At 60.0% G+C, this 21715-nt stretch carries 22 protein-coding genes; 9 read left to right on the plus strand and 13 right to left on the minus strand.

Annotated features, from left to right (window positions below):
- The first annotated feature begins 13 nt into the window (after nucleotides 1–13).
- Genes ACMXYI_RS26840 through ACMXYI_RS26850 form a run of 3 tightly spaced genes read left to right on the plus strand, consistent with a single transcriptional unit; the run spans nucleotide 14 to nucleotide 3225 of the window.
- Nucleotides 14–931 carry an ABC transporter permease gene (locus tag ACMXYI_RS26840; RefSeq protein WP_095128547.1) on the plus strand — a complete coding sequence of 306 codons (918 nt, stop codon included), beginning with the start codon at nucleotides 14–16 and terminating at the stop codon, nucleotides 929–931.
- A gap of 1 nt (nucleotide 932) precedes the next feature.
- Nucleotides 933–1760: an ABC transporter permease gene (locus ACMXYI_RS26845; RefSeq protein ID WP_415769936.1), complete on the plus strand. Its 828-nt coding sequence runs from the start codon at nucleotides 933–935 to the stop codon at nucleotides 1758–1760.
- Entirely contained in the window at nucleotides 1753–3225 is a 1473-nt protein-coding gene (locus tag ACMXYI_RS26850) for an aldehyde dehydrogenase family protein (protein WP_415769937.1), read from the plus strand. The genes ACMXYI_RS26845 and ACMXYI_RS26850 overlap by 8 nt, the downstream gene beginning before the upstream one ends.
- 241 nt (nucleotides 3226–3466) lie before the next feature.
- On the opposite strand, the gene ACMXYI_RS26855 is transcribed toward ACMXYI_RS26850, so the two are convergent.
- The 10 genes from ACMXYI_RS26855 to ACMXYI_RS26900 form a co-directional block, all read right to left on the minus strand.
- A complete protein-coding gene (locus tag ACMXYI_RS26855; protein WP_415769939.1) occupies nucleotides 3467–4423 on the minus strand; it encodes an NTP transferase domain-containing protein in 957 nt (318 codons plus the stop codon).
- Between the two features lie 25 nt (nucleotides 4424–4448).
- Nucleotides 4449–5957, minus strand: coding sequence for an aldehyde dehydrogenase family protein (locus tag ACMXYI_RS26860; RefSeq protein ID WP_415769941.1), 1509 nt, complete (start codon nucleotides 5955–5957; stop codon nucleotides 4449–4451).
- A complete protein-coding gene (locus tag ACMXYI_RS26865; RefSeq protein WP_415769943.1) occupies nucleotides 5944–7011 on the minus strand; it encodes an aminoglycoside phosphotransferase family protein in 1068 nt (355 codons plus the stop codon). Before ACMXYI_RS26865 ends, ACMXYI_RS26860 begins: the two co-directional genes overlap by 14 nt.
- 5 nt (nucleotides 7012–7016) lie before the next feature.
- Entirely contained in the window at nucleotides 7017–7361 is a 345-nt protein-coding gene (locus ACMXYI_RS26870; RefSeq protein WP_008145703.1) for a cupin domain-containing protein, read from the minus strand.
- A 191-nt stretch (nucleotides 7362–7552) separates the two neighbouring features.
- Nucleotides 7553–7921, minus strand: coding sequence for a cupin domain-containing protein (locus ACMXYI_RS26875; protein ID WP_415769945.1), 369 nt, complete (start codon nucleotides 7919–7921; stop codon nucleotides 7553–7555).
- Nucleotides 7914–9197, minus strand: a complete 1284-nt coding sequence (locus ACMXYI_RS26880; protein WP_415769946.1) for a nucleotide disphospho-sugar-binding domain-containing protein — start codon at nucleotides 9195–9197, stop codon at nucleotides 7914–7916. Before ACMXYI_RS26880 ends, ACMXYI_RS26875 begins: the two co-directional genes overlap by 8 nt.
- Before the next feature lie 34 nt (nucleotides 9198–9231).
- Entirely contained in the window at nucleotides 9232–10311 is a 1080-nt protein-coding gene (locus ACMXYI_RS26885; protein WP_415769948.1) for an ABC transporter ATP-binding protein, read from the minus strand.
- The gene (locus tag ACMXYI_RS26890; RefSeq protein ID WP_415769950.1) at nucleotides 10304–11110 is read right to left on the minus strand and encodes an ABC transporter permease; all 807 of its coding nucleotides are present in this window, start codon (nucleotides 11108–11110) and stop codon (nucleotides 10304–10306) included. Before ACMXYI_RS26890 ends, ACMXYI_RS26885 begins: the two co-directional genes overlap by 8 nt.
- On the minus strand, nucleotides 11107–11967 hold the full coding sequence (locus ACMXYI_RS26895; protein WP_008145697.1) for an ABC transporter permease: 861 nt from the start codon (nucleotides 11965–11967) through the stop codon (nucleotides 11107–11109). Before ACMXYI_RS26895 ends, ACMXYI_RS26890 begins: the two co-directional genes overlap by 4 nt.
- A 98-nt stretch (nucleotides 11968–12065) precedes the next feature.
- Entirely contained in the window at nucleotides 12066–13040 is a 975-nt protein-coding gene (locus ACMXYI_RS26900) for a polyamine ABC transporter substrate-binding protein (RefSeq protein ID WP_415769951.1), read from the minus strand.
- 275 nt (nucleotides 13041–13315) lie between these two features.
- Here ACMXYI_RS26900 and ACMXYI_RS26905 point away from each other — a divergent pair, with 275 nt between their 5' ends.
- Nucleotides 13316–14248, plus strand: coding sequence for an FCD domain-containing protein (locus ACMXYI_RS26905; RefSeq protein WP_415769952.1), 933 nt, complete (start codon nucleotides 13316–13318; stop codon nucleotides 14246–14248).
- 96 nt (nucleotides 14249–14344) lie between these two features.
- Nucleotides 14345–15628, plus strand: a complete 1284-nt coding sequence (locus ACMXYI_RS26910; RefSeq protein WP_415769954.1) for a nucleotide disphospho-sugar-binding domain-containing protein — start codon at nucleotides 14345–14347, stop codon at nucleotides 15626–15628.
- Here the strand turns inward: ACMXYI_RS26910 and ACMXYI_RS26915 are convergent.
- Nucleotides 15606–15998, minus strand: a complete 393-nt coding sequence (locus ACMXYI_RS26915; protein ID WP_415769956.1) for a cupin domain-containing protein — start codon at nucleotides 15996–15998, stop codon at nucleotides 15606–15608. The genes ACMXYI_RS26910 and ACMXYI_RS26915 overlap by 23 nt on opposite strands.
- Before the next feature lie 18 nt (nucleotides 15999–16016).
- Nucleotides 16017–17414, minus strand: a complete 1398-nt coding sequence (locus ACMXYI_RS26920) for an NAD(P)/FAD-dependent oxidoreductase (RefSeq protein ID WP_415769958.1) — start codon at nucleotides 17412–17414, stop codon at nucleotides 16017–16019.
- Between the two features lie 158 nt (nucleotides 17415–17572).
- Between ACMXYI_RS26920 and ACMXYI_RS26925 the strand changes: the two genes are divergently transcribed.
- The 4 genes from ACMXYI_RS26925 to ACMXYI_RS26940 all read left to right on the plus strand — a co-directional run bounded on the left by ACMXYI_RS26925 (nucleotide 17573) and on the right by ACMXYI_RS26940 (nucleotide 20489).
- On the plus strand, nucleotides 17573–18391 hold the full coding sequence (locus ACMXYI_RS26925) for a helix-turn-helix domain-containing protein (protein ID WP_415769960.1): 819 nt from the start codon (nucleotides 17573–17575) through the stop codon (nucleotides 18389–18391).
- Nucleotides 18392–18472: 81 nt separating this feature from the next.
- The gene (locus ACMXYI_RS26930) at nucleotides 18473–19003 is read left to right on the plus strand and encodes an AAA family ATPase (protein WP_415769962.1); all 531 of its coding nucleotides are present in this window, start codon (nucleotides 18473–18475) and stop codon (nucleotides 19001–19003) included.
- A 172-nt stretch (nucleotides 19004–19175) separates the two neighbouring features.
- Nucleotides 19176–19460 (plus strand): hypothetical protein, encoded by a 285-nt coding sequence (locus tag ACMXYI_RS26935; protein WP_415769964.1) that lies wholly within the window; start codon nucleotides 19176–19178, stop codon nucleotides 19458–19460.
- A gap of 135 nt (nucleotides 19461–19595) precedes the next feature.
- Nucleotides 19596–20489 carry a LysR family transcriptional regulator gene (locus tag ACMXYI_RS26940; RefSeq protein ID WP_415769966.1) on the plus strand — a complete coding sequence of 298 codons (894 nt, stop codon included), beginning with the start codon at nucleotides 19596–19598 and terminating at the stop codon, nucleotides 20487–20489.
- Nucleotides 20490–20525: 36 nt separating this feature from the next.
- On the opposite strand, the gene ACMXYI_RS26945 is transcribed toward ACMXYI_RS26940, so the two are convergent.
- On the minus strand, nucleotides 20526–21704 hold the full coding sequence (locus tag ACMXYI_RS26945) for a (R)-mandelonitrile lyase (RefSeq protein WP_415769968.1): 1179 nt from the start codon (nucleotides 21702–21704) through the stop codon (nucleotides 20526–20528).
- Between the last annotated feature and the right edge of the window lie 11 nt (nucleotides 21705–21715).

Here is a 21715-nt window from a genome sequence, read left to right on the forward strand (position 1 = left end):
TGAGGAGTCCCCCATGAACGCCACCACCCACCCGCAAACGGTGCAGCCGGGCAATGCCCTGTCGGTCGAGGTTCGCCAACGGCGCAGCCTCGGCCGGCGGATCACCCTGCTGATGCTCTTGCCCTCGACCTTGTGGTTCCTGCTGCTGTTGTTGATGCCGCTGGTGATCATCCTGGTCTTCAGTTTCGGCGAGCGCAGTGCCGTGGGCGGTTACGCCGGTGGCTTCACGCTGGCCAACTACCTGAACCTCGGCTCCCGTGGCGCGGCGTTCAGTAACACGCTGATGCTGGCGCCGCTGGGCACGCTGGTGTGCCTGGTGGCAGCTTACCCGCTGGCGTATTTTCTGGCGGTCAAGGTCAGCAAGAACCGCTCGCTGCTGCTGACGCTGGTGATTGTGCCGTTCTGGACCAGTTTCCTGATCCGCACTTACGCCTGGATTTTCATCCTCAGCGGCAAGGGCATCCCAGCCTTGCTCGCCAGCCTCGGCCTTGAAGACGTGCGGCTGATCAATACGCCGTGGGCGGTGCTGATCGGCATCGTTTACGGCTACTTGCCGCTGATGGTGTTTCCGATTTACGTCAGCCTGGAAAAACTCGACAAGCGTCTGCTCGAAGCCTCGGCGGACCTGGGTGCCAGCGCTTTCGAAAGTTTCCGGAGGATCACCCTGCCACTCTCCGCGCCCGGGATCATCACCGGGGTGATGCTGGTGTTCATCCTGTTGATGGGCGAGTTCCTGATCCCGGCCATTCTCGGTGGCGGCAAAGTGTTCTTCGTGGGCAACGCACTGGTCGACCTGTTTCTGCAATCGCGCAACTGGCCCTTCGGCAGCGCGCTGGCGATGACCCTGGTGGCGATGATGCTGCTGATCATCGGCGTGTATTTGAAACTGGTGGCGCGCTATGGCGGCCGCCCTGCCGACGGAGGGTTGTGACATGTGGCTGCGCAGCTATTCGACTTCGCTGTACCTGTTTCTCTACGCACCGATCGCTTTGATCGTGCTGTTCAGCTTCAACGCCGGGCGCAGTGGCCTGGCGTTCGAGTGCTGCTCGGTGCAGTGGTTTGGTCGCGCGTTTGGCAACCCGTTCATCATGGAGGCGCTGGGCCATAGCGCGTTCATTGCCTTCACTTCAGCAGTGATTGCCACGCTGTTCGGCACGCTCGCGGTGTTCGGTTTGCAACGTGCCGGCGCCAAAGTGCGGTTGCTGTTCGATGCGCTGACCTATTGCGCAATCATCGTGCCCGGGATCGTCATCGGCATCTCGACGCTGATTGCGTTCATTAGCCTGTTCGACCTGATCAACCCGTTGCTGGCGAGCTGGATACCGAGCGTGCCACGGTTGAACATGGGCTTCTTTACCGTGATCGCCGCGCACTCGTTGTTCACCATGGCGTTGGTCATGGTGATCGTGCGCAGCCGCGTCGACTCGCTGGACAAGGCTTTGCTCGAAGCTTCGGCCGACCTCTATGCACCGCCGATGCAAACGTTCTGGCGGGTTACCCTGCCGCAAATCAGTCCGGCGATCATGGCCGGGTTTCTGCTGGCATTCACCTTCAGCTTCGACGATTTCATCATCGCGTTCTTCGTCGCCGGCTCCGAAACAACCTTGCCGATCTACATCTTTTCATCCATCCGCCGCGGCGTGACCCCGGAGATCAACGCGGTTTCGACCGTCATCATCTGCGTGTCGCTGGCGCTGCTGTTCACTTCCCGTCACCTGCAAAACCGCCGCACCGGCGTCCAGGAGTCTCACCATGCATGATCAGCTTTACATCAACGGCGAGTGGGTCAGCCCGGATCTGGGCGGTTACCTGGACGTCATCGACCCGGCCACCGGACAGGCTTTCCATCGGGTAGCCGCGGGCACCGAAGAAGACGTCGATCATGCGGTGCGTGCCGCCAGGCGAGCGTTCGATAACGGCTGGAGCCAAACCACTGGCGCCGAGCGCGCGCAGTGGCTGGAAGCGTTGGCCGATGAACTGGACCGTGGCCAACAGGCGTTGGCTGAACTGGAAGTGCGCGACAACGGCAAACCGTTGCCCGAAGCGCAGTGGGACGTTGGCGATGCGATCGGTTGCTTGCGTTACTACGCCGGGTTGGCCCGGGAACTGGATCAACAGCAGGACCAACCGCTGGCGTTGCCGGATGAACGCTTTCGCTGCCGCATCCGTCATGAGCCGATCGGTGTCGCCGGGCAGATCATCCCCTGGAACTACCCGCTGCTGATGGCTGCGTGGAAGGTCGCCCCCGCCTTGGCTGCCGGGGCCACGCTGGTATTGAAACCGTCCGAACTGACACCACTGACGGCGCTGGAACTGGCCGCGGCCGCCGACCGCATCGGTTTGCCGGCCGGGGTCCTTAACGTCGTGACCGGTCTTGGAGCCGACGCCGGCGGTCCGCTCACCGAACACCCTGGCGTGGACAAACTGGCCTTCACCGGCAGCGTGCCCACCGGGGCAAAAATCATGTCAGCGGCCGCTCGCGACATCAAGAACATCAGCCTGGAGCTGGGTGGAAAGTCTGCGTTCATTGTGTTCGACGACGCCGATGTCGAAGCGGCGGTGGAGTGGATTCTGTTCGGGATTTTCTGGAACCAGGGCCAGGTGTGCAGCGCCACTTCACGCTTGCTGGTGCAGGAAAACATCGCCTCGCGGTTGATCGAGCGACTGGTTGAGGAAACCCGCAAGATCACCATCGGCCGCGGGCTGGAACCCGGTGTGTTGTTGGGCCCTTTGGTTAGCCGGGGTCAACACGACAAGGTCCTCGGCTTTATCGATCAGGGACTGGCCAGCGGTGCACGCCTGCTCACCGGAGGTCGGCAACCGGCGTATCTGCCAGAGGGTTATTTCATCGAACCGGCCATCTTCGACGAGCCCGGACACAGCAGCATCCTCTGGCGCGAAGAGGTGTTCGGCCCGGTGCTGTGCATCAAGCGCTTCAAGACCGAAGAGCAAGCCTTGCAAATGGCCAACGCCAGCCGCTTCGGCCTCGCCGCCGCCGTGATGAGCGCTGACTTGCAACGTACCGCCCGCGTTGCCAACCAACTGCGCGCCGGAATTATCTGGGTCAACTGCTCGCAACCAACCTTCGTCGAGGCACCGTGGGGCGGCATGAAACACAGCGGTATTGGCCGGGAACTCGGCCAATGGGGGCTGCACAATTATCTGGAGGTGAAACAAGTGACCGAATACGTCAGCGACCAGCCATGGGGCTGGTATCTGAAATAGCGGTGCCCTATTACCAGCCAAACACGCCCCTGTAGCAGCTGGCGAAGCCTGCGTTCGGCTGCGCAGCAGTCGTGAAATCAGGTGACGCGGTGGATCAGGAAGACCGCACGCTCAGGTTTAACGACTGCTGCGCAGCCGAACGCAGGCTTCGCCAGCTGCTACAGGGGTGTGGAGTTAACGGGCGCTTCAGTTCAAATACCAGCCCCAGTCCCATGACAGCCGCTGCCAGGCCGAAGGCGATTTACCGCCCAGCTCCCAGCGGCTGCTCCAGCCGAATATTTTCCAGACGACTGAACGCGTCGACCCGCACCCCGCTGCCCACGCTCACCCCCGGTCCAAAGACCACACAAGGTTCGATGCATACGTCCCTGGCCAACTGCGTATCAGCACTGAAGAACACCGTATCCGCCGCCATCAGGCTGACGCCCGACTGCATGACGGCCTGGCGTCGACGCTGCTGGAAAAGCTGTTCGGCAGCATGCAATTGCTCGCGATCATTAACCCCGAGCACGTCGTCTTCATCGACCTCCACCGCCGTCACCTGCAGCCCGGCGCTGTTGGCCACGGCCACCGCGTCGGTGAGGTAGTACTCGCCTTGCGCGTTTTGGTTGCCGATGCGTTCCAGCAACCAGAGACAGGTGTCGGCACGCAAACCCATGACACCGCCATTGCAGAAGCCGACTTCCAATTCTTGCGGGCTGGCGTCCTTGGCTTCGCGGATCGCCAGCAAACGCCCCTCTTCCACCAGCAGTCGCCCGTAAGGCCCGGGACGTTCAGTGTGAAACCCGGCAACCGCAACCGCAGCACCGTCGATCAGCGTCTGACGTAGCTGCAACAACGTCTGCGGACTGATCAACGGTGAATCGCCAAACAGCACCAGCACGCAGCCCTGCTCATGAGTCTGTAACGCGGCGCGAGCCGAGAGCAATGCGTGCGCTGTGCCCAATTGTTCGTGCTGGGTAAACAGCTGCGCAGTGGGCGCAGCCAATTGCAAGTAGTCGGCAACCGGTCGACTGCCAGCCCCCAGCACCACCGCCACTTGCTCGATACCCGCCGCCTCGACCGCCGCCAGCACATGGCCAAGCAGCGGTCGATTACCCACCGGGTGCATGACTTTCGGCAGCTGCGAACGCATGCGAGTGCCCTGCCCGGCCGCGAGAATCACCGCCAGGGTTGACCAGGAAATGTTGTCGCTCATTGCGATCCTCCCAAGTACCGCCGCGTTAAACCTGATCGCGATAGAACACGTCGTCGGCATACGGATACCACCAGTCCTGAATCTTCGGCTGGTGATCGATGATGACCATTTTCGAGCGACGGAACGCTTCAAGGCCCTGACGCCCGAGTTCGCGTCCCAGGCCCGACATCTTCCAGCCACCAAACGGCAGCGCGTCGTTGTCGATCAGTGGGTTGTTGACCCAGACCATCCCGGCTTCGAGACGCTCGGCGGCTTCCATGGCTTCGGCAAGATCGGTTGTGAACAGCGATGCGCCGAGACCGAACGGCGAGTCATTGGCCAGACGCACCGCTTCGTCGAAATCGCTGACACGGCAAATCGCCGCGACGGGGCCGAAGCACTCTTCCTGGAGAATCGCCATGTCGCGGGTCACGCCGGTGAGAATGGTCGGTTCGAAGAACCAGCCCACCGTGTGCTGCGGCGGAATCCGCCCGCCGCAGACCAGTGTCGCGCCCTTGGCCACGGCGTCGTCGACCAGGCGCATGACCTTATTGCGTGCGGCCTCACTGACCATCGGCCCGATTTCCGTACGCTCCAGACCATGGCCAATGCGCAAGGCGCGCGTACGTTCGGCGAACTGCTCGACGAACTCATCGTGGACCTCATCGACCACGTAGAAGCGTTCTGCCGAGGTGCAAATCTGCCCGCTCAGGTGAAACGCAGCGGTCACCGCTCCCGCCGCTGCGACGTCTAGTGGCGCGTGTTTTGAGATGATCAGCGGGTCGCTGCCACCGGCCTCGATCACACACGGTTTCATCTGTTGTGCACAGGCCACCGCCACCGCTTTGCCCGCCGCGACGCTGCCGGTAAAAGCCACGGCGTGAGTCCCGGTCGACTTCACCAGCAGCTGTGCAGTCACCGCATCGCCCGGCACGCAAGACACCAGCCCCGGCAACAGCGAGGTGAAATGCTCCATGAACTTGAGCGTGCAAAGGGTTGTGGCTTCGGCCGGTTTGACGATGCAGGCGTTACCCGCCGCCAGCGATGCCGCGACCGTCCAGCACATCAACAGGATCGGAAAGTTGAACGGCATGATGTGCACGCTGACGCCGTACGGCTCATAACGCACATGCTGGAACGAGCCGATCTGCGTGGTGCCGGCGACCTTGCCCGCATCGTCCCGGGCCATTTCCGCGTAGTAACGAAAGATCGGCGCGCAGTTCGCCAATTCGCCCATGGCTTCGGGAAACGGTTTGCCCATTTCCAGGGTCATCAACCGCGCGACTTCACGATTACAGGCAACGTTCTGTTCGATGGCATTGGCCAACTGATGCAAACGCGCGGCACGGCTTTTGGCGTCGATCAACCGCCATTGTTTTTGCGCGGTGGTGGCCGCATCGACGGCAGCTTGCACGTCGGCTTCGCCGCACAGGCCGACCTGCCCGACCGGTTGCAGCGTCGCCGGGTCAAGCACTTCGCGGGCGCGGGTATTCGTCAGGGGCAGGTATTCGGCGTTGATGAAACGCAAGGCGGCGTCAGTGTTAAACGTGGTCATGGGATGATCCTTGAACCAATCGATAAGGGGTTTCTCGCAACGTCGCCAAGGTCGCGGGCGATAGATCCTCGCGCCAACCCGGTACGTGCCGGTTGAGCCAATCGCGCAGCGGAGCAAAGGCCTCAGCGTCCAGCGCTCGAACAAACAAACCCAGGGTGCGCGGCAGATGCGCCAGGTAACCGTGCTTGCCGTCGCGGCCCGCCAGGCGCACAAAAATCCCCAACACCTTGGCGTGACGCTGTGCGGCCAGCCGCCGGTAATCCTCGAGAAAACGCGGCGCATTGAGCTCCGGACGTTGCATCAGGTAGTGCGTCAGCAGCGCCACGCGTAATGCTTCGGGCACGTCGCGGCGAGCGTCTTCGAGCAACGACATCAAGTCGTACGCCGCCGCACCGATCAGGGCGTCCTGAAAATCCAGCAGCCCGCAGGCGGCGACGCCTTCGCGGCCTTCCAGCAGCATCAGGTTATCGACGTGAAAGTCGCGCAACACCAAGGCTTCGCGACGTTGCGCGACATCGCCGCAAGCGTCGGCGAACAGTTTCAGAAACGAATCACGCAGGCCCAGCGCTGCGTCCTTGCCAATCAACAGCGGGATGTACCAGTCGATCAGCAGCGCACACTCGTCACTCAGTTGTCGGGCATCGTAGGGCGCCATTTCTGCGGCCGGTGGCACGCGATGCAACGCCACCAACGCATCGACGGCCAAGCGATACAACGCCGCTTCCGGATGCCCGGCCGCGAGCAACCGGGTGTAGGTGTCGTGACCGAAATCTTCGATCAGCGCCAAACCCGCCTCTTCGTCAACCTGCACCAGGGCCGGTGCGGAAAGCCCCAGCCCGTGCAAGTGACGGGCAACCTGCACAAACGGACCGATCGGCTCGCTGTGCGGTGGCGAGTCCATCAGCAACAGACCTTCGCCGCTCAAGCGAAAATAGCGCCGGGTCGAGGCATCCGCCGGCAACGCTACCAACTGCGCCTCGGCGAAGCCGGCACGCGCCAGAAAGGCTGCGCGCTGGTCCTCACGAGTTGGCGATAACGCACGTGTTTCAGTCATGGCAATCACCGGATCATGTAGACCTTTTTCACCGTCTCATGGACGGTGCATACGCCTTTCCAGTCCTTGCGGAAAAAGGCGGCCGTGTCGGGTTTGATCTCGATCACTTCGCCGGACTCATGGACGTATGTGCAGCGGCCTTCGAGGAAATGGCAGAACTCGTCGCTGGTGACATGGCAAAACCATTTACCCGGCGTGCAGATCCACACACCGCACTCGGACTGGCCTTCGGGGCCTTTGTGCAACACCACGCCGGAGACATGGGATTGACCTTCGAGCATGGTCGGGATCACGCCCCAATCCTTGACGTCAGTGATGCTCAGCGGGTCGTACAGAAACGGGGTAGTCATTGTTGCTCTCCAAAAAAAATAAAGGTCAGGCGAAACACGCTCTGTGTAGCAGCTGGCGAAGCCTGCGTTCGGCTGCGAAGCAGTCGTAAAATCGGGCGACGCGGTGTTTCAGGAAGACCTCGCGCTCAGGTTTCACGACTGCTCCGCAGCCGAACGCAGGCTTCGCCAGCTGCTACAAGTCGCGTTACGGTTCAAGCCAGCATGTAAACGTTGCGCAGGGTTTCCCGGACGTGGCATTCGCCGGTCCAGCCAGCCGGGAACAACACCAGTGTGTCGGGACGAACTTCGATCACTTCGCCGTCGTCATTGCGGTAAGTGGCATTGCCTGCGATGAAATGGCACAGCTCGTCGCGGGGAATCGACAGCCGCCAGCGACCGGGGGTGCAGACCCAAAGCCCGGTTTCGGGGCTGTTGTTCGGGCCTTTGAATAACAGTCGCCCGCTGGAGTGCGAGACGCCTTCGACGGCATCGCTCTGCACGCCCCAGTCCACCAGGTCGGTGCGACTGCTGACGGCTTCGAGGTACGGCGTAAAACCCGCCGTGGTGTTTTGATCAGGCATTGTTAAGCACCTTGTCGAGAATGGCGGCCGCGTCCGCTGGCCCTTTGCGTGATTGCATTTGCACGCTGGTGTGCTGCAAACGTTGGCGCATCGCTTCGTCGTTGAGGCAGGCGGCGAGTTTTTCCGCCAACTGCGCTTCGCTCCAGTCGTAGCGATCGAGCTTGAAACCGTGACCGCTTTCTTCGGCGCGCATGGCGTTGTCGTGACCGTCCCAGACGTACGACATGACAATCGCCGGTTTGCCGAAGAACAGGCACTCGGTAAAGCTGTTGTTGCCGCCGTGGTGGATCACCGCATCGACCTGGGCAATCACCGACGGCTGTGGGAACCAGTTGGAGATCAGCACGTTGTCCGGCAGGTCCGGGTATTCATCGAGGTGCTCACCAACATTGAACAGCGCGCGGTAAGGCAACTTGCCCACCGTCGCAATCAGGCGCTTGAGCAAATCGACATCGCCGGAACCGAGGCTGCCAAAACTGACGTAGAGCAATGGCTTGTCGTTGTTGGCGCGGAACTCGGGAATCTCGTACGTCGTATCGTGACGCACGCACCCTTGCAGGTAGTGGAAGCGCTCGGCCGGCAACGGATGACGGCGCTCGAACTTGACCGCGTCCGGGTACAGCAACAGGTTCATGTAAGGCGAGGCTTCGAAGAACGTGCCGAGTGGATACGGCTGCTCGCCATGGGCTTGCAGGAACTGGTTGAAGTCTTCGTGAATCGGCCCGATCACTTCGTCAAAACGCTGCCGAAACTGGGCGTGACCGGCCTTGTCGTCGATGCTCATGCCTGACAGGTGCGGTGGGATATCCGGGTCTTCGATTTCGTTTTCCGAGCAGGAAATAATCCGCACCCAGGGCTTGCCGTATTGCTTGATCGCTGGAAACAGGATCACGTTGTCGACGCAGATCAGGTCGGGTTTGACCTTGTCCAGCACCGCCGGCAGATCCTTTTGCGCCCACTTCGCGGTGTCGACGATGGCGGCCCAGCATTCCTTTACGTAGTTGTCGATTTGATCCAGCGGGGATTTGCGGAAGTTGGGAATGTGGCTGTTGATGAAATCGACCCAGTAACGGGCCATTTCTTCGGTGGGCATTGGCGCCGACATGTTGACCATGTGTTCTTCAAAACCATACCCGGCATACACGCCGCTCATGCCGGGGTCGGTGAGGAATACAGCTTTGTGGCCGAGGGCCTCGCACGCCTGGGCGATACCGACTGAGTTCAGCGCCGGGCCATAAGCGGCTTCCGGAAAGAAGGCGATCACTTTCTGTTTCATCGAGCGGTACTCCTGCCTGGTCTTTTTTTATTGTTCAGCGCGTCAGAACACGGGCATGGCGAGCCTGCCAGCCGAGCCGGACGCTCATACCGATAGCAAAATGAGCAAATTCGAATTGCGAGGACGGCACCCGGACGATCAAGGCCTTGTCGCTGAGCGCCGTTTGCACATGCACGTTGGTATCGAGGCCGTGATAGGCGATTTCGACGATATTGCCGGTCACCCGATTGGCACAGTCGTCGCCCTCCTCCGCCAGCACCTGTAAACGTTCCGGGCGAACGACGACGGCAACTTTTTGGCCCGGAATCAACGGTGCGTCGGTCTCGACTACTAGCTCATGACCGTTGACGCGCACCGTGCGCTCACCCGAACGCTCGCCTTCAAACAGGTTGCTGACGCCGATAAAGTTGGCAACAAATCGGCTGTTGGGGTTTTCGTAAAGTTCGGTCGGGCTGCCGCACTGGCAGACCTTGCCGCCATCGAGCACGGCCATGCGATCCGACATCACCAACGCTTCCTCCTGATCGTGGGTGACGATGATGAAAGTGATACCGCTCTCGAGTTGCAGGCGTTTGAGTTCGAGCTGCATTTTTTCCCGCAGCTTTTTGTCGAGTGCACCCAACGGTTCATCGAGCAGCAACACCCGCGGTCGTTTAACCAGCGCCCGCGCCAGTGCGACACGCTGACGTTGACCACCGGAGAGCTGATCCGGTTTGCGGTCCGCCAGCTCACCGAGCTGCGCGGTGCTCAGCACTTCATCGACCCGGCGACGGATCTCCGACTCAGGCAGACGCTCCATCTCCAGCCCGTAGGCGATGTTCTTGCGCACGGTCATGTTGGGAAACAGCGCGTAAGACTGGAACATCAGGTTCAGTGGGCGCTTGTTGGCCGGCAGCGGCGAGATGTCTTTGCCATCCAGATAAATGCAACCGGCGCTGGGTGTTTCGAAACCGGCGAGCATGCGCAATAGCGTGGTCTTGCCGCAGCCGGACGGACCCAGCAGCGCAAAGAACTCGTTCTCGCGGATGTTCAGCGACACCTCGTCGACCGCCAGACCGTTGCCATAAGACTTGCTGACCTTGTCCAGGATCAGTACCGCAGATGAATTATTCATGGGTGCGAGGAGCCTTGTTGAGACGCTGCGAAGCCAGCAGCGCGGTGATGCTGACCAGCATCACCAGCGTCGCCAGAGCGTTGATTTCCGGGGTGACGCCAAATCGGATCATGGCGTAGATCTGCATCGGCAACGTGGTGGAAGCCTGGCCGGAACCGGAGTTGAAAAAGGCGATGATGAATTCGTCCACCGACAGCGTGAACGAGAGCAATCCACCCGCCAGCACGCCGGGGAAAATGGCTGGCAGGAGCACCCGGCGAAAGGTGGTGAACCAGCTCGCGCCCAGATCGATCGAGGCTTCAAGAATCGAATAGTCGAAGTGTTTGAGCCGCGTGCGCACCACCGCGCAGACGAACGCGATGTTGAACACGGCGTGGCTGATGATGATCGAGTGCAAGCCCAGCCCAACCTTGAGCAGGTTGAAAAAGCTCAGCAGCGCAATCGCCAGCACGATGTCGGGAATGATCATCGGCGCCATCAACAAGGTGTCGACGACTTGTCCCTTGTCGTTGCCCTTGCGGCGCAACTCGATGCCCAGCGCCAGGAACGTCCCGAGTACGCAGGCAATGAATGTCGCCGACAGCGCGACGATCAAGGTGTTGAGAGCCGCCGACAAAATGGCCGAGTTATGCGCCAGCGCCACGTACCACTTCAGCGATACGCCGCCCCAGGCCGTGGGCAAACCGGACTTGTTGAACGAGAGCAGGATCAACACCAGGATCGGCACATAAAGGAAGGCGTAAACCAACCCCAGGTGCGTGCCGAGCACCGTGCCGCCAACCGAACGAGGCTGACTCATGCGCGGCCCCCTTCTGCACGACGGGCAACCAATGCCTGAACGAACAACAGAATCAGCATGATCGCGATCAGGAAGAAGCTCAGCGCTGCACCGAACGGCCAGTCCCGCGCCGTGAGGAATTGCGAATAGATCAGGTTGCCGACCATCTGCACCTGCTTGCCGCCCAACAGGTCGGCAGTAATGAAGTTGCCGATGCTCAGGACGAAGACAAACACGGCACCGGCCGCAACTCCGGGAACGCTCAGCGGCAGGATGATCCGCCGAAAAGTCATCCAGCCCGAGGCACCAAGGTCTTTCGACGCATCCCAGAGTTCGTTGTTGATCCGTGACAGCGACGAGAAAATCGCCAGGATCACAAAGGGGATGTAGTTGTAGACCAGGCCCAGCACCACCGACGCTTCGGTGTACAGCAGGCTGATCGGTTCGCCGCTGTAGCCGAACATCTGCAGCATCCGGTTGATCAAGCCTTCGCGATTAAGCAGGACGATCCAGGCGTAGGTGCGGATCAGGTAGTTGCTCCAGAACGGCAGCATCACCAGAAACAGGAACACCGCTTGCCGGCGCCGCGGAGCACGAGCAATGGCGTAGGCGGCCGGGTAGCCGATCAGCACCGCAAACACCGTCGCCAGACCGGCGATCTTTGCCGATTTGAGCAAGATGCCCAGGTACAGCGGATCGAACGCGCGCTGGTAGTTTTCCCAGGTAAACAGCCAGTCGATACCGCCATAAGCACCGCGTTCGACGAAGCTGTAGACCAGCACCAGCAGGCACGGAATCACCAAAAAGGTCAGCAGCCAGCCAAAGCCGGGCGCAAGAAGCCAGGCCGACAGACGCCTGTCAGCATGCAAAGCACTCATTACCCATATCCTCCCGCCCCGGAACGGAGGCGGCTTGCGAGCGTGGCGAGGCATGCCGGGCATGCCTCGGATCGGTGCGGCTTACGGCTTTGTGAGGCTTAGTTCTGTGCCGCCATGATTTCGGTGACGGCCCGGGTGTAGGCCTTTTGCGTAGTGCCACCCAGATCGCGCAACTGTTCCATCTTCAACAGCTCGCTCGGGGCGATCGTCAAGTTGGGGTATTGCTTGAGCAGGTCAGCGGACAACCCAGCCATTGCGGCCTGGTTGGGGACTTTGTAGAGGATGTTTTCAGCCACCCAGACGTGGTTTTCCCTGGCGAGCATGAAGTTGACGAACTTGAACGCCTCCTCCTGATGCTTCGAGCTTTTCAGCACGACCATGGTGTCCACCCAAAGATCGGAACCTTCCTTGGGCACAACAAACTTGATGGCCGCATTGGCTTGAGTGCCGTAGTTGCACCAGCCATCCCAGGCGTGCGCCATCAACGATTCGCCGGAAGCGAGCTTGGAGTAGAAGGTGGTGTCGTCGAACGCGAGGATGCGCTGCTTGGTAGCGATCAACTGATCGCGAACGGCGGCGATCTGTTTGGGATCGTTGTCATTGACCGACCAGCCCTTGGCCAGGAACCCGGCGCCGAGCATCCAGCGGTCGGTGGCGAGCATCGTCACTTTGCCTTTGAGCGCATCGCTTGGATTGAGCAGTTCGTTCCAGCTCACCGGCGCCGGCGTGACCTTGTCGGAGCGGTAGCAAATCCCGGTCGTGCCCCAGGTGTACGGCACCGAGAAATGGTTTCCCGGGTCATATTCCAGCTGGGTCGCTTCGGGATAGAGGTTTTTAAGATTGGGGACTTTGACCGGATCAATGTCTGCCAGCAGACCTTGTTTGTGCAGGACTTCGGCGAAGGGAGAGGAGACAAACACAACGTCATAGCCTTCACCGCCAGACGCCATCAGCTTACCCATGATTTCTTCGTTGGTCGCGTGCAACGCCTTGTCGACGTCAACGCCGCTGGCCGCTTTGAACGTGTCCAGCGCATCCGGGGCCATGTAGCCGTCCCAGATCGAAATAACCATGTCTTTTGCACTTGCAGCCTGTGAAGCGATCGCCAGGGAGACGCTCAATCCCAGACACATAAGGCCTTTCAGCTTTCTCATAATACTCACCCGACGATTGATTATTTTTGTGTTCGAAGGCAGTACGGCGTAAAGAGAAACGATTGCATGTGTTTTTTTTTAGAAATTAGGACCAGCATGATTGGATGTCAACGGTTTTTTTTGCGCCTGACGGTTTTGCGATGCATGGCATAAGATGAGCACCGGAGTCGATGCGACTAAAAGAGATCAGACGCTTGAGCACAACACCCGAGAAGAAACCCCGCACCAACCACCTGGAACTCGCCCGCCGGATTCTGGAGCACACCCAGGAAACCGGGCTGGTGGCCGGAGATCCGGTCGCCGAACAAGCGCTGGCGCGGACATTCCAGGTGTCACGCACACTGATTCGTGGCGCACTTAAAGTGCTGCTGGAAGAGAACCTGCTGAGTCATGAGGCCGGCAAAGGCTATCGACTGATCGCTCCGCCGACCGGTCAGGCGTTCAATGCCGCATTGCCACAAGCCGAGGAAGAAGAACTGGCGACCTCGGTGCTGCGCGACCGCATGGCCGGACGCCTCGGGGACAGCATCAGCATCAGCGAACTGATGCGTCGTTACGACATCGGCCGGCCGGCCGCGCAAAAAGCCCTGCAACAATTGAGTGAAAACCAGGCCATCGAGCGCGGCCCCGGCCAGTCCTGGCTGTTTCGCCCTTCGCTGAACAGCCTTGCCGCCCTCGAAGAAAGCCTCAAATTCCGGCTGATTCTGGAGCCGGAAGCCCTGCTCAGTCCCAACTTCAACGCCGACCCTCAACGCTTGGCGTTACTGCGAAGCGCTATGCAAACCTTGCTCTCGAGCCCCGTAGAGCATTTCGATATCCAGCAATTTCGCGAACTGGACATCAGCTTCCATGAACTGATTGGCCAGAGCTGCGGCAACCGTTTTATCGGTGACGCCCTGCTCCAGCATCAGAGCCTTCGGCGCCTGCCGAACCTGCTTCCGACGGTCAGCGTGCACCGCCTCCAGGAAGCCCTGCGCGAACATCTGCAAATCATTGCGCACATCGAGCGCGGACAGCTGGAGATCGCCGCCGACCTGTTGCGACTGCACCTGCGCCTGAGCGCCGCCCAGCGCCCGCAAACCGCAAACCGCGGCATCCCGCAAGGCCAGTTGTTCGGGCGTCGCTGAACAGCCCAAAAAACATGATGATTTTTTTTATAAAATAAGACAGCATCCAGTCATCTTCAGGCACGGCGGGCTGTACCCGCCTCGGACGTCCTCGCCATGCACACACAAAAACTTATCGCCTTGTTTCCGGAAGCCAGTTTCGGCGCGGCCTTGAACTGCATTGGTATCGCCCAATCGCTGCGTGAGCTGGGAGCAAAACCGGTCTTCATCTGCCACGAACATTTTCAGGGACTCTTCGCCGAATACGGCTTCGACGAGTACCCGATTCCACAAGCCAGTCCATTGTCGGCCGCAGAACACCAGCATTACTGGGAACGTTTTATCGAGCGCAACATTCCCTACTTCGACCAGACTCCGCTGGCACAGATCGACAGTTATATAGCGCCGGCCTGGGAAGCCATTATCGACACCGCGATTGAAGCGGAAAAACCGCTGCAACAGTTGCTCGTGCGCCTTAAACCGGACGTCATCGTCCTCGACAACGTGGTCATGTTCCCCGCCATCGCCAACGCGGGATGCCCGTGGGTGCGGATGGTTTCCTGCGCTGAAACCGAACTGCCGGATGCCGCCGTGCCACCGTATTTGTCAGGCTGCCTGGCCAGCGACGCGGATGCCCGCGAACGTTTTGCCGAGCATTACCGCAAAGCCGTCGCGCCGGCCCATGAACGCTTTTCGCAGTTTCTCGCGAGCAACGGCACGGCGCCCTGCCCGCCCGGCCAGTTCCTCAACGATTCACCGTGGCTCAACCTGTTGCTGTCGCCGACGCCAGTGCGTTATGAACGCCAGTTGCCGCTGGACCCGCAGCACTATGTGTACCTCGACGGTTGCGTACGCCGCGAGGCGCCTTACATCGTTCCCGACTTCCCACGGCACAACGACGCGCCGCTGATCTACATCAGCTTCGGCAGCCTCGGTGCCGCCGACACCGACATGATGAAGCGCCTGATCGGGACCATCGAAACCCTGCCCTATCGCTTTCTCATCAACGTTGGCGCTTATCGGGAGATGTACACCACCGTCCCGGACAACGTGTATCTGGACAGCTGGTTTCCACAGCCAGCCGTGCTCAAGGAGTGCCAGCTGTTCGTCCACCACGGTGGCAACAACAGTTTCTGCGAAGCGCTGTACTTCGGCTTGCCGTCACTGATCATTCCTTACTGCTGGGACGGTCACGACAACGCCGCACGCGCCGAGGAAGTCGGCGTCGGCCGCTACTTGCCGCGTTTTGCCGATCCACTGTCCGCGCTGCCCGCCGCCCTCGAACAACTGCTGGCCGATCAGTCGATGAGACAGCGCCTCAAAACGTTCAGCGAAAGTATGCAGGCGACTCGCGGCACTGACATTGCGGCGCGAGCGATCATGGCGTTGCCTGACGCCTAGCGGTTCCGACGCCACCCCTGAGGATCATGAACACCTTGCGCACCGGCGTCAGGTTTTCCCAGGTGCCTTTGAAGCCGGCGGCGACCACAAACGTGGCGCCGGCCTTGAACTCCTGGCTGACGCCATTGCTGTCGGTCAGACGAACGTGTCCTTCGAGCAAATGACAGAGTTCGTCGTAGTCGCATTCACATCGCTCAAGGTGCTCCGGCGCTTCCCAGATGCCGCCGACCGCTTTTTTCTCCGGCGCCACAAAGTGCCGCCAGCTACGACTTCGATACGGGGTGTCGACCGCTTCGGGATCGCTGGTTTCCAACTCGACGATGGGCAAATCGGGGTTGGCAAAATCGATGATGTGATCAGGTTTACTCATGGTCATTCTCACTCCAGTTCAAGAATCAAAACCGATACCCAGCACATCAAACCCTTTGAGCAGCCAGTCGCGGTGTCCGGTAAGGTCTTCGCGGGCCAGTGAGCGTTGCGCCAGCGAAACACCCACATAACGCAGGGGCTCGGGTGGAAACGGAAAAGGGGCTGTCGAGGTCATTGCCAGTTTCGTGCGCTCGGTAGATTTTCCCTCGAGCAAATCGAGCATGGTCAACGCCGCGAAACGACTGGCAGACACGCCCTGCCCCGTGAACCCTTGGGCGTAGGCAATGCAGCCGTTGGACGATGTTCCGCAGAACATGGTGGTGCGCGCGGAGGTATCGATGATGCCACCCCAGGCATGGCTGAACGTGACGTCCGCCAACGCCGGGAAAGCCGATTGAAATTGCCGAGCCAATGTCGCGAAGCTGTCGGGGCGTTGCGTCAACGCCTCATCACGCCGGCTCCCGAAGTGATAGATGGCGTCGTAACCGCCCCAGAGGATGCGGTTGTCTTCGGTTTTGCGCAGGTAATGAAACTGGTTGCCACTGTCGGCAATGCCATAGCGGCCGACCCAACCGATGGCGCGCAGTTGAGCATCGTCGAGCGGCTGAGTCGCTAATGCGTAGTCATAAATGGGAATGACCTTGGACTTCAGCTCCCCCAGCAACGGCGGCGCGATGTTGGTGCCGAGTGCGACTTTGACCGCTTTGACAGAGCCCAGTCCGGTTTCCAGTACCTGATGATTGCCGTCTTGATGCAGTGCGGTCACCGGCGAATGCTCGAACAGCTGCACACCTTGCGCAAGACACACGCGCCGCAGTTCCTCGACCATCTTGACCGGGTTCAGCAGCGCGTAATTGGGCTCGAAAACGGCCGCAACATAGGCCGGTGAGTCGAGGTGCGACTTGAGCCTCTCGCCATCCAGAAATTCACAGGCGATGCCAAAACGCTCGTAGTTACGCTGCATCAACCTTAGCCCTTCAACCTGCCAGGGCTGACTCGCGGCATTCAATTTCCCGGAGCGCTCAAACGCTACGTCCATGCCATAGCGCTGCAGATCCTCCTCAAATGCCACCAGGTTTTCCCTGCCCAGTCGCACCAGTTGCTCTGCTTCCTTGGGCCAACGTTTCAGCGCATTGGAAACACCGTGGGAAATACTCGGCGCACAGAACCCGCCATTACGCCCACTCGCCTCGCCCCCGCACTGCCCGGCTTCAAGCACAACGATGGTTGCTTCAGGCCAGCGCTGACGCGCCATCAGCGCAGTCCATAGCCCGACAAATCCGCCGCCCACAATCGCAATATCACACGTCACTTCACCTGTGAGCCTCGGCGCGGCGATCGCTGGCGTTCCTGTTTCCTGCCAGACAGGATAAGGCCGAGCGTCTGCCAGGGACTGGTTCGCGATGTGAAGTGTCATGCGCTCATGCTCCGTAAAATTCCTGGGCTGACGCTAAAGCAATAACCGACGTTTTCACAGGCACAACGGGCAGGCAAACATCGCAGCGGACACGGGCGGAAAAGTACGGCTTCTGGAATACTCTGGGCTTTGCCCTGATCTGCACCCTGGAGTTCGTCGTGGAAGTACCTGATTTACCCACCACCCCAACCTTCCTGGCGGATCCTTCGAGCACACAGACTCATGAAGTTGTGGTGCGTTATCACGAGGCATGGAAGCGGCGCGACTTGGACGCGGTGATGTTGCTCTATCACCCGGCCATCGAGTACAACGATTTTTTCCAGAACCGGACCATCGACTACTCGCAATTGCGCGACTATCTCGCGGCAAGCATGCCGGTGGGATCAGAAGAGTTTCAGATTTATACCGATCGCTTGCGCATCGATGGCGACACCGCGTTCTTGCAGTACCGGGTGACGCTCAATGGCAGCGAGGGTCTTGTTTCATTCCGCACTGTTGAAGCGCTGTCGGTACGGGACGGGCTGATCATTAAAGTCAACGAACACGCGATGCTGGTCAGCCATGCCCCAACGTTAACCCGCCCGGCCTATAGCGCTGAGGCGGTCAGTCGTTTGGGATTATCAGCCCGTCAGGTCGGGGCGCTTGCCAATGATTTGCAGCAGTACTTCGAGCAAACCAAGCCCTACCTCGATCCACGGCTGGACCTGTCGCATGTCGCGGCATCAACTGGCTACACACGCAACCAGATCTCGTTCTTTCTCAATCAGGTTCGGGGGCAAACGTTTTATACGCTGCTCAACCAGCTGCGCCTGGATGAAGCCCTTTCACGCTTGAATGCGCAACGCCACGCCTCGCGCATTGACGAGATTGCCAGCGCCTCAGGCTTTAACTCGCTGTCCACGTTCTACCGTTGCTTCAAGCAAAAAACAGGGTGTTCGCCGAAGGCCTATCTGCAGCAACTGTCTCGTCCTGAATAAGGCTTACACCCATCCATAAGCCTTTAACTAGCCCTCCAAAACCTGCACAATCGCCGGCTTTTTTCGCGACAGGAAGTCCTCATGCAACGGATTGTAATTCTGGGAAATGCCGGTAGCGGCAAATCTACATTCGCCCGTGCCCTCGGCAAGCTTCTGAGCCTGCCCGTGGTTCACCTGGACACGCTGTTCTGGGAGCCTGGCTGGGTCGAACCCGACGCTGAGCAGTTCCGCGCACGGGTCCGCGAAGCGATCGCACCGGATGCCTGGATTTGTGAAGGCAACTATGCGCGGCGAACCTTCGACCTTCGCCTACCCCGTACCGACCTGATCATCTGGCTCGATACGTCCCGGCTCACCTGTTTCACCCGGGTGATCATGCGCAGCGTAATGAACCGCCCTCGCCCTGACCTTGCAGCAGGCTGCACAGAGAAACTCGACCGGGCGTTCCTGACCTTTCTGAACTTCGTGTGGACTTTCGATCGTGGCTATCGCCCTGGTATCGAGGCGGTGCGCCTGGCCATAGGCCCGCAAATTCCTACGGTGCACTTGCGCGGTAGACAGCAGATTGCCGCATTTCTCGATAGCTTGCCCCAGGCCCAACGAGGGTTCTGAGAGAAACCCCTCGGGTTCGCGAAGAAGGCCGTATGTCGCACAAAGGAGAGTCAGGTTTCGATGTGGCTTTTTTACGACTACCGTTATCCGTCAGAACTACCACTGCCCCCATAGGCGAGCAATAAGCGGCACGGATGCTTATGAATACACGCCCCCACTTCGAGGATCAGACATGCATCCATCCTTTCTGCAGCGCATCGATGAGCTCGGCGCTCTGCTCGTCCACTCCAACGCAGCACGCATCGATTTCTTCCGGCGCACTAATCGACAGAAGTCGCGCCGCGGTGTTCGCTTTCAGGTGGTGACCCTGCAGCTCGGCATCTTCCAGGTCATCGAGCGATACACTGGCAAGACCTGGGCCTACCGTTTCAACTACCGAGAGGCCATGGATTTCGCCATCCAACTCGAGGAAAAGTCCAACCGTCGAAAGGGAGTTGCGCGGTCTTCGGCGAGCTGATGCCGCATCCGCGAGACGCGGTCGACGCATTGCGGATTGACCGCCACCGCAGTCGATAGCTAACACAAGTTAGATCCGAGCGATGGATGATGCTGGATGGCATAATCGCGAACGGTTCATAACAGGGGCGGATCAATGACCGCTGATAGCTACGACCAACTTGCGATCTTTTCGGCCGTGGCACAGGAGCGCAGTTTCACCCGCGCCGCTGCCAAACTGGGCATGTCACAGCCGGCCTTGAGCCGGACCATGCGTCAGTTGGAGGAACGACTGGGCGTCAGGTTACTTGCTCGCACCACTCGCAGCGTATCCCCCACGGAAGCGGGGGAACATCTGCTGCGAGTGATCGCCCCCAGATTCGAAGAGATCGACAACGAGCTGGCATTGCTCAGCGAATTCCGTGACAAGCCTTCAGGCAAACTGCGTATCACGGCCGGCGAGCATTCAGCGATCACGATCCTGCATCCCGTGCTCGCAAAGCTGCTGCCCGACAATCCCGATCTCAAGATCGAGATCATCGTCGACTACGGCCTGACCGACATCGTGGCTGAAGGCTTCGACGCCGGCGTCCGGTTGGGTGAGCAGGTCGCCAAGGACATGATCGCGATGCGTATCGGCCCCGACATGCGCATGGCAGTGGTCAGCTCCCCAGCGTATTTCGCTCGGTATCCGAAACCAAAAATCCCGAGCGATCTCATGCAGCACAACTGCATCACACTGCGCATGCCGACTTATGGTGGCCTCTTCCTCTGGGAGTTCGAGAAGAACGGGCAAGAATTGAAAGTACGTGTGGAAGGCCAATTGGTGTTCAACAACATTGCCATGCGCCTGGAGGCCGCCCTCCAGGGGTTGGGGCTGGCTTATATGCCAGAAGACCTGGTGCAGGAGCATGTCGCACAGGGTCGGTTGATTCGCGTACTCGCGGATTGGTGCGAGCCTTTCTCGGGATACCACCTCTACTATCCAAGCCGACGCCAGAGTTCACCCGCCTTTACGTTGCTGCGTGAAGCCCTGCGCTATTCCAGCTGACAGGCCTGCGCGCTTGACGGGTGGCCGATCCCTGACTCACGGCCGCCCGGCCATTTCAGCCAGAAGCTTGTCCAGCGCTTCGCCGGCACGCTTGGCCGCATCAGCGTCACCTTGGTCGGCCAGTACCTGAACGAGTTGACGCAATTGTGCAGCGCTCAGACCTACTCTCATGCTGGCAGCCATGTGCGATCGCAGTTGCGGCTCCACGCCGGGCGTGGCGGCCAGCGCTGCGACCGTAGCCAGTTCACGACTTTGCCAATCCAGGTTGTCTCGCTCGAAAATGTCGCCGAACAAATGCGCCTGCAAATATTGATTGATGACAGGTGCAAAGTCGAACAGCGGGCCCTGGACGGGTGCACCGGAAAGGCGGGTCTGATTGGCCTTGCCCACCACCAGCAATTCAGCGCCGGTTGGAATCACACGACCGGGCTCGCGTCCCGGATCATCCTGAATGCCGCGTTGTTTGCGCGCGTCCACCACTTTCATCAGCTCGCCGAGTGCGTTGAGACTGCGAGGAAAACCGGTGTAAGCGTAGAGCTGCACCAGGATTTCTTTCGCCTCGCTGACGGTCAGTCCCGCATCCAGTCCCTTGTTCAAGGCAGCATTGAGCATGGGCATGTTGCTTGTGGCCATGGAGGCTGCAATCAACGGGATAGCCTGCTGCTTGGCTGACAGCACCTCGGAAACGGCATGTTCGGCAGACGTTGCTTGCGGCGTCGCCGGACTTTGCGCGTTGTTTGGGTAATCGGTGACTTTTTCCAGCCATTGCACGCTCTTGCCATCCACCACGCCGGTCACAGCCAAGTGAGTCATGGCGCTTGTCGGAGCTGCACCGTGCCAGTGCTTGACGCCCGGTGGGCAGACGATCACGTCTCCCGGACGGATTTCCTGCACGGGCTTGCCCCATTCCTGAGTCAGGCCCACACCGGCGATCACCACCAATCGCTGGCCTGCTGGATGGGTATGCCAAGCCGAACGCGCGCCCGGCTCGAAGGTAACGTAGGCGCCGGACGCATTGATTTCGCCAGTGGCGGCAAACAAAGGATCGACGCGCACCCGCCCGGAGAAATAATCCGCCGGCCCCGCTGCCGAAGCCTGTGTACCTGCACGGCGAATCTGCTGGGCAGTCAGGGATTCACTGGCATTGTCTGGTCCGGCGGCGCTGGCGAAGGGCGTCGCTGCGCACATCGCGATCCCCAATAGGGTCTTGTTCATGATGACGGCTC

It is taken from the genome of Pseudomonas lyxosi, assembly GCF_047758685.1.
Lineage (GTDB): Bacteria > Pseudomonadota > Gammaproteobacteria > Pseudomonadales > Pseudomonadaceae > Aquipseudomonas > Aquipseudomonas lyxosi.

What these genes read in the sequence shown, in the direction of transcription:
- ACMXYI_RS26840 (WP_095128547.1), top strand. Translation starts at nt 14, where the DNA reads ATGAACGCCACCACCCACCCGCAAACGGTGCAGCCGGGCAATGCCCTG.
- ACMXYI_RS26845 (WP_415769936.1), top strand. Translation starts at nt 933, where the DNA reads ATGTGGCTGCGCAGCTATTCGACTTCGCTGTACCTGTTTCTCTACGCA.
- ACMXYI_RS26850 (WP_415769937.1), top strand. Translation starts at nt 1,753, where the DNA reads ATGCATGATCAGCTTTACATCAACGGCGAGTGGGTCAGCCCGGATCTG.
- ACMXYI_RS26855 (WP_415769939.1), bottom strand. Translation starts at nt 4,423, where the DNA reads ATGAGCGACAACATTTCCTGGTCAACCCTGGCGGTGATTCTCGCGGCC.
- ACMXYI_RS26860 (WP_415769941.1), bottom strand. Translation starts at nt 5,957, where the DNA reads ATGACCACGTTTAACACTGACGCCGCCTTGCGTTTCATCAACGCCGAA.
- ACMXYI_RS26865 (WP_415769943.1), bottom strand. Translation starts at nt 7,011, where the DNA reads ATGACTGAAACACGTGCGTTATCGCCAACTCGTGAGGACCAGCGCGCA.
- ACMXYI_RS26870 (WP_008145703.1), bottom strand. Translation starts at nt 7,361, where the DNA reads ATGACTACCCCGTTTCTGTACGACCCGCTGAGCATCACTGACGTCAAG.
- ACMXYI_RS26875 (WP_415769945.1), bottom strand. Translation starts at nt 7,921, where the DNA reads ATGCCTGATCAAAACACCACGGCGGGTTTTACGCCGTACCTCGAAGCC.
- ACMXYI_RS26880 (WP_415769946.1), bottom strand. Translation starts at nt 9,197, where the DNA reads ATGAAACAGAAAGTGATCGCCTTCTTTCCGGAAGCCGCTTATGGCCCG.
- ACMXYI_RS26885 (WP_415769948.1), bottom strand. Translation starts at nt 10,311, where the DNA reads ATGAATAATTCATCTGCGGTACTGATCCTGGACAAGGTCAGCAAGTCT.
- ACMXYI_RS26890 (WP_415769950.1), bottom strand. Translation starts at nt 11,110, where the DNA reads ATGAGTCAGCCTCGTTCGGTTGGCGGCACGGTGCTCGGCACGCACCTG.
- ACMXYI_RS26895 (WP_008145697.1), bottom strand. Translation starts at nt 11,967, where the DNA reads ATGAGTGCTTTGCATGCTGACAGGCGTCTGTCGGCCTGGCTTCTTGCG.
- ACMXYI_RS26900 (WP_415769951.1), bottom strand. Translation starts at nt 13,040, where the DNA reads ATGGTTATTTCGATCTGGGACGGCTACATGGCCCCGGATGCGCTGGAC.
- ACMXYI_RS26910 (WP_415769954.1), top strand. Translation starts at nt 14,345, where the DNA reads ATGCACACACAAAAACTTATCGCCTTGTTTCCGGAAGCCAGTTTCGGC.
- ACMXYI_RS26915 (WP_415769956.1), bottom strand. Translation starts at nt 15,998, where the DNA reads ATGAGTAAACCTGATCACATCATCGATTTTGCCAACCCCGATTTGCCC.
- ACMXYI_RS26920 (WP_415769958.1), bottom strand. Translation starts at nt 17,414, where the DNA reads ATGACACTTCACATCGCGAACCAGTCCCTGGCAGACGCTCGGCCTTAT.
- ACMXYI_RS26930 (WP_415769962.1), top strand. Translation starts at nt 18,473, where the DNA reads ATGCAACGGATTGTAATTCTGGGAAATGCCGGTAGCGGCAAATCTACA.
- ACMXYI_RS26935 (WP_415769964.1), top strand. Translation starts at nt 19,176, where the DNA reads ATGCATCCATCCTTTCTGCAGCGCATCGATGAGCTCGGCGCTCTGCTC.
- ACMXYI_RS26940 (WP_415769966.1), top strand. Translation starts at nt 19,596, where the DNA reads ATGACCGCTGATAGCTACGACCAACTTGCGATCTTTTCGGCCGTGGCA.
- ACMXYI_RS26945 (WP_415769968.1), bottom strand. Translation starts at nt 21,704, where the DNA reads ATGAACAAGACCCTATTGGGGATCGCGATGTGCGCAGCGACGCCCTTC.